We start from the raw sequence: 6,236 nt of genomic DNA, 5'->3' as shown, positions 1-6,236 counted from the left end.
GCTATCTCAGCCCCATGGACTTCGAGCGGCAGGCGCAGGTAGCTTAACCTCGTGTCCATCGGACCGGCAGCAGCTCAGTCGACGAGGTGGCGTTCGTGGTTGAAGTGGTTGTGGACGTTGGCGTGGACGGAGGCGAACTTCTGTAGCGTCTTCATCTGTCTAAAGCGCAGCATAGCTCGTTCTAGTCGTCGGAACGGCAGGTGGCTGTTCTCCGCTCGGTTGTTGGCGTGTCGGCCGATCTCCTGACGCTCGGCGTTGCCCAGCTCCTTCATCGCCGCACCGTAGGAGCGCAGCCCGTCGGTGGTGATCGCCTCGGGGCTGCCGTGGCGCTTCAGCGCCTTCTTCATGAAGGAGAGCGCGGCGGCCTTGTCCCTCGTCTTCGTGACGTAGCTCTCAAGGTTCTCACCTTCGTGATCGACGGCTCGCCACAGGTAGTGCGTCTCACCGTTGATCTTCACGAACACCTCGTCGAGGTGCCAGCGCCAGTGGCGGAACCCCCGCATGTAGCTGACCCGCCGTCGGCGCACCTCGCTCGCGAACATCGGACCGAACCGGTTCCACCAGAAGCGGATCGTCTCATGGCTCACGTCGACCCCGAGCTCGAACAGCAGGTCCTCGACGTTCCTCCGCGACAGCGGGAAGCGAACGTACATGAGCACCACCAGCCGGATCACCTCGGGTGACGAGCTGAAGCACCGGAACGGGCTAGGCGGTTTGGCTCTCGATATGCGCGGCATCCGCCGCTGCTAGCATCGCCTGCCTGCTGCTGCCACGTTCGTCTGACAACGCCCCTGGCCTCCTTACCAGCCGGTGCATTTAGTCTGACAGACCCCACAGATTGCTTTTCATAGAGCAAATTCGGCGCGGGCAAAAGCACGCGGATGGATTGCCGTGGTTCGCGGCCCGTCGAGCAAAGGAAGCGCAACTTCGGCACGGACGCGAACTCCCCAGCCGAGGGCGCGACTGAAACCGACACCGATCGAACCAAAGGTCGAGTGGCGCGGCGTATCGACCACCACACCATAGCCCCAATCTGTGAACGCATAAGCGGCAAGCCGGCTCAATTGATCTGCTGCGAGCGTCAGGGTGTTGCGAGCGACGACACCCGTATCGTAGCCTCCATCGTCGAGCGTGTAGCCGCGAACGTAGCTCGATCCACCGAGCCCGATCTGATCGAGCCCGGGCAGCGGATTGGGACTCACCTGAATGATCAATTGCGTCTGCCAGCCAAGCCTGCTCGCGATCATGTGGTCCAGCGTGCCTTCTGCCGTTAGATAAGTGTAGGTCGCCGATCCCGAACGTTCCTGACCGTAGAACAGGCGATCCGCCCGATTGTTGCTGCCTATGCCGCCGGGGCTGGCGTGCAACGCGACATCGGTGGACAGCGTGCCGCCGTGGAGCGAGACCGTCGCGGTGTAGCGCGCAAACAGCGCCAGCGTCGATGCATCGACGCGGAAGATGGGCTCGCCGCCGAACCGGGCTTCGATCCGCTGATACCCGGCTTCGATCCCAAGGTGGCCGTCACCGGCTAGCCTTGGGGGCAAGGCGAAGCGCAGGTCCAGCGAGCCCTCGACCGTATGCGCGAGCGAGGAAAAAGGTGCCGCGCTCGCATCGCTGCGGACATAGCCGACGAGAAGCGACAGTTCGCGTCGGACGCCGAGCGGCTCCACAACGCGCACGCCCACACCGAGATAGCTGGGGTCGCCAAACCCCGACGTCGTTGCCTGAGCGGACAGGATGCTGTCCGTGCCTAATAGCCCTCCAGCCAACGCTCCCGCATAGAACCGCACGTTGCCGGTCGAGGGTGAGTCCGAACTGCTGACGCCGGCAAAGGCCTGCCACGGACGGGTCGGTACAACGGTTATCGTCATGTCGGTCGTGGCCAGTTCCGCGCCGGCGCTGAACACCGCGCCCGTCCGGCGAAAAGGGTTGCGATCCAGCCAGGCAAGATCCTGCTGCAGCGCCCGCGCATCGATCCGCCCGTCCGCCGGAAAGCGGATGCGTCCTGCGACCCGGTCGACCGCCCCGGCGCGGGTCGAGCGCACCCGCAGGCGGCCAGCTTTGAACTCGACGACTCTCAGGGTCAGAGTGCCGCCCGTCAGTTCCTGTTCCGGCGTGGTGACCGAGACGAACGGATAGCCGGCGCGGCGATAGCGTCGGCTCACCACAACCCGCACTTCGGCGATCAGCCTGCGTGACAAGGGCTGGCCGAGGAGCGGCACCAGCGCTCGGATAAGAGCTACGCGCCGGAGCGGCGCGAGGTTGCCTATCTCGACTCCCTGCACCGGGGCCATGGGTACCGCCTCACCGGGACCGAGCAGCACGATACCGATAAGCCGCGAGCCGAAGGGGCGGTCGTCGGTCTCGGCCGGCTGTGTGCGTTCGCCCAATTGCGGCGGAGCCGACGACGGCACCGGCGGCAAGTGCCGCTCAATCACCTGCGCCGACGCCGGCCCGGCGCTCGCTAACGCCAGTACCAGCAGCCAGCCGGTCATCGCCGCGTCAGGACGCCGGATCCTCCAGCCCGATTAAAGGTCCGACATGGCTGGTGCCGCTCACTGGACCGGTTGCGGAGGCGTCGCTCAACGTGCCGCCGGAGCGCCGGCCAATCAGACCGCCTACATTAGTGCGGCCGCGCACCGAATTAGCCGCTCGTGCGCCGGCGATGTCGTCGGTCGTGCTGCGGCCGATCAGACCGCCGACATTCTGCCCAATGCCGATCGTGCCATTAACCGCCCCGGTTGCGACCACAGTTCGCAGCCTGTCCTGCGAGGACGTACCGATGAGGCCACCCACATCGCTCGCACCGGTCACGCCGCCGGTCGCCGTCGCGTTTGCGACCGTCGAGGTGTCTATCGCGCCGATCAGCCCGCCCGAGCCGGCGCCGCCGGTCACCCGGCCACTGGCCGAAGCTCCCTCGATGTCGCTGTCGGTGACGGACCCTACGAGACCACCGCCGCGACCGCTGCTGGCGGAGACGTTGCCGCTGGCGCCGACGTTCGCCATGTAGCCTGATAGCAGATTGCCAATCAGCCCGCCCACCATGCCACCGCCGGTGACCCGGCCGCTCGCCTGCGAGTTGGTCGCGCCCCCGCCATAGCTGGCGACACCGACCAAGCCGCCGACCTGGCTGGTGCCGGTCACCGCTCCGCTCGCGTAGCTGGCGTCGATCCCGCTGCGGCTCTCGCTGCCGACCAGTCCGCCCGTCCCCTGACCGCCGGTGACTGCGCCGGTGGCGAAGGAGTTGGTGACGCTGAGGCCATAACCGGTCCCGATCAGCCCGCCGACCCCGGTGGCGCCTGGGGCGTAGACGATGCCTGTGGCGCTGCTGGCATCTACCGAAGCGAGATAGACCGAGCCGACAAGCCCGCCGATGCCGCCCGCCGGCGTGGAATCGCGGCTGGTGATTGAGGCCGAGCTGCTCGATCGCTCGATGCCGCCACCGTCGAGATAGGCCGCGAGGGCACCGACGGTCGATCCGCCGACGACCGACCCGCCGACCAGGTTGACGTTGCGCAAATAGCCGGTCACCGCGCCGAACAGCCCTACCAAACTCTTGCCAGGCGCATCGATCTTGAGACCGTTGATGCTGTGGCCGAGGCCGTCGAATTGACCGCTAAACGGATCGCTGCCGAGCCCCCCCGCGACCGGCCCCGAGAGCGTTGTCGCGCTAGCGCTGATCGAACGGGCAAGCGCGTAGGCACCCGTCGGGTCGGCACCGATCGCCTGGAGACCGGCCAAATTGTAGATCAGGGTATATTGGTCGTCGTTAAGGAACAGCGCCTGCGCACCGGTAGGGGAACCGGTGAAGCTGATGCTGCGATTGGGCGCGAAGGTGAGGAGCGGACCGGCATTGTCACTGCCGAACGCGTAGAGGTTAAGCGTGCCGGGTCCGGCAACGGTGACGTTTTCGTTCACATGTAGTGCATTCTGCGCGAACAGGGTCAGCCGGTTGCCGCTCGACCAACTGATCGGGGCGGCGACGATCAGATCGCCGCCGTTGGATGGCTCGCCGAAATCAGCCTGGTTGGCGTCCACCTCGACGTTCACCGTGCGGAGTTGCCGATTGATCGCCCCTGCGGCGCCAGCGTCGATAACGAAGCTGGGCTGCTCGATGGTCCAGGTGCCGAGCGTCGTACCGCTCGCCTCGACACGCGCGCTGGCGACGTCGAGGCTGCGGCCGGCCATTCGCACCAGCCCGCCCTGGTCGGTGCCGTTTGCGCGCGCGGTGCCATCGAAGCGGAGCCCCTGATCGGCGACGATATTGATCTGACCGCCGATACTCAAAGCAGAGGCGTCGAGGATCGCGCCCGCGGCGATGGCGATCGTTGTTCCGCTGATCTCGATATCGCCGCCATAGGAAGGCGACGATGACGTGATCCGGGCGGTACCAATCATCACCGAGCCGCCAGTGCTCGCAGTTAGGAAGACGCGCCCGTTGATCCCGGTCACGGTGTCGGCCTGGAGGATGCCGCTGATGTTGCCGGCCAGCGCATAGATCGATCCGCCGGCGGCGATCAGGTCGGTCGCCGCCGCGGCGATCGCGCCGGTGTTGGTGACCGAACTGTCCTTGTCGCCGACCAGCACGACGAAACGCCCGCCGTCCAATGCCGCGTCGCGCATCAGTACCGAAGATCCGGCGAGCAGCGCTGCGTCACCGGCGGGCGCGGTGATGTTGCCCTGGTTGCGCACTGTGGTCGCGAACAGCGCGACATCGCCGCCCAAGGCACCGATTCGGCCCAGATTGACGACGCTGGCGCGCGACGGCCCCGCGAAGCTGTTGTTGCCGCCGTCGAGGAAGTCCGCATCCGCGATATCGAGCGTGGAGGCGACGAAGCTGCCTCCAACTTGAACCACGCCAGACTTGCCGACGATCACGCCATGCGGGTTCACGAGATAGACCGAGCCGGAGGCAAGCAGAGAGCCGTCAATCTGCGAGGTGTTGGTACCGGTCACGCGGTTCAACGTCGCCCCGTTACCGTTCTCGAACCTCACGGTGCCGCCCGCGCCGATCGAGAAGTCGTTCCAGCTCACAATGGCCGTCGGTGACGACTGTTGGACCGTCAGCGTGCCAGCGGAACCGAGCGCGATTGTTACCGTGCCGGACTGCACATGCTCGCCGCTCGGCAGCACCGGCGCTCGTTGTGCTCGACACGGCGAGACCGCCAGCGACGCGACGCATGCGGCGGCGAGCAGGCACTGCCATCGCCGATCGAAACTCAATTTGATTGCGCTACGCATCGGCTCTCTCTCCTTCTTTAGGAGAAGAGATGAGCGTCTTGGTGTGTGCTGCTGCCTCATTAGACGCGCTGCATGCCCTATAATGACGCCATCGACGCCGCAGCTTGCGCCTTCGCTGTCCACGTTCAAAGCAACGTTCCCGCGAAAGGATGGATGCCACGCCGCCGCCTATGTTGGATATGCACGCTTATTTGCAGGCTGCTGACCCGCGAGGGCGGCGTAGGCCATAGAGATGGCTTGGCTGTGCTCAATCGCGGAAAGGCGGTGCGCGAAGACCTCTCGACCAATCTTGTCTGCCATCGCAGATAACTCGTGCGGAGCAGGCGGCCGATTTTCGGCGACACATACCAAAAGCGCATGCGGGAACAATCGTTCCATCTAGGTCACCGCGCGCAACTTCAGACGCGGCCGCAGTCTAGGATCGGCTTGCACTATCAACTCCAAGTTACGATCCGCCATGTTGGTTCGAACCGCAGCAATTAGCCGAGGCTCCTCGCTTGGCCACTGGATCGTCCCGGCCTCTTCATCAGCGCGCACTTCGACGTCGGGAAAGAACGATACGGGCGTGTGCTTGACGGCGTGAGGCATGAGGACCCTCATAGCGAAGCGATGCCGATGATGATGCAACTCCTCCCGCGGGCAGGAGACCGGTCGTCTCGTCAGGCGCGGAGCTCGTGCGCGATGCGCTGCGTGATCATCGTGTGCTCTTTGAAGGTTGCCAGCGCGAGCGTCGCGAGGTGGCGTCCGTGCATCTCCATCATGTCGCTCATGTCCGCCGGGCTGGCCAGATAGGCGGTGGCGAGATCGCGCAGGAAGACGTGGTTCTCGTATTGCGCGTCGATATACGCGCGGTCGAACGCCGCACCCGGTGCTGCCGAGCGGATCTTGTCCAGCGTCGCCTGCGCCTTTGCGTCCATCGGCGGCGGAGTGTTGCCGAGCTGCTTCAGCACGGTCGTGACGGCGACCGCCTCGGTCAGCTCGAAGCCGGCGAACTC

Annotated in this window: 4 protein-coding genes; all 4 read right to left on the bottom strand. The window is 65.4% G+C overall.

All coding sequences use genetic code 11. From position 1 onward, the window contains the following. Positions 1 to 74: 74 nt before the first annotated feature. A complete protein-coding gene (locus HUU96_RS09585; RefSeq protein ID WP_174292594.1) occupies positions 75 to 737 on the bottom strand; it encodes an IS6 family transposase in 663 nt (220 codons plus the stop codon). Positions 738 to 845: 108 nt separating this feature from the next. Beyond that, positions 846 to 2,495, bottom strand: a complete 1,650-nt coding sequence (locus HUU96_RS09580; RefSeq protein ID WP_174292593.1) for a ShlB/FhaC/HecB family hemolysin secretion/activation protein — start codon at positions 2,493 to 2,495, stop codon at positions 846 to 848. 7 nt (positions 2,496 to 2,502) lie between these two features. Then, entirely contained in the window at positions 2,503 to 5,241 is a 2,739-nt protein-coding gene (locus HUU96_RS09575) for a beta strand repeat-containing protein (protein WP_174292592.1), read from the bottom strand. Between the two features lie 659 nt (positions 5,242 to 5,900). Continuing rightward, positions 5,901 to 6,236, bottom strand: a 336-nt coding sequence (locus tag HUU96_RS09570; RefSeq protein ID WP_174292591.1) for a DUF4142 domain-containing protein, incomplete at its 5' end; no start/stop codon positions are given.

This window comes from Sphingomonas bacterium (genome assembly GCF_903644135.1).
Lineage (GTDB): Bacteria > Pseudomonadota > Alphaproteobacteria > Sphingomonadales > Sphingomonadaceae > Sphingomonas.
Note: the sequence above shows the minus strand (reverse complement) of the source record. Positions and strands in the feature narration are given on the sequence as shown.

Coding starts and splice junctions, on each gene's coding strand:
- HUU96_RS09585 (WP_174292594.1), bottom strand. CDS start 737: ATGCCGCGCATATCGAGAGCCAAACCGCCTAGCCCGTTCCGGTGCTTC.
- HUU96_RS09580 (WP_174292593.1), bottom strand. CDS start 2,495: ATGACCGGCTGGCTGCTGGTACTGGCGTTAGCGAGCGCCGGGCCGGCG.
- HUU96_RS09575 (WP_174292592.1), bottom strand. CDS start 5,241: ATGCGTAGCGCAATCAAATTGAGTTTCGATCGGCGATGGCAGTGCCTG.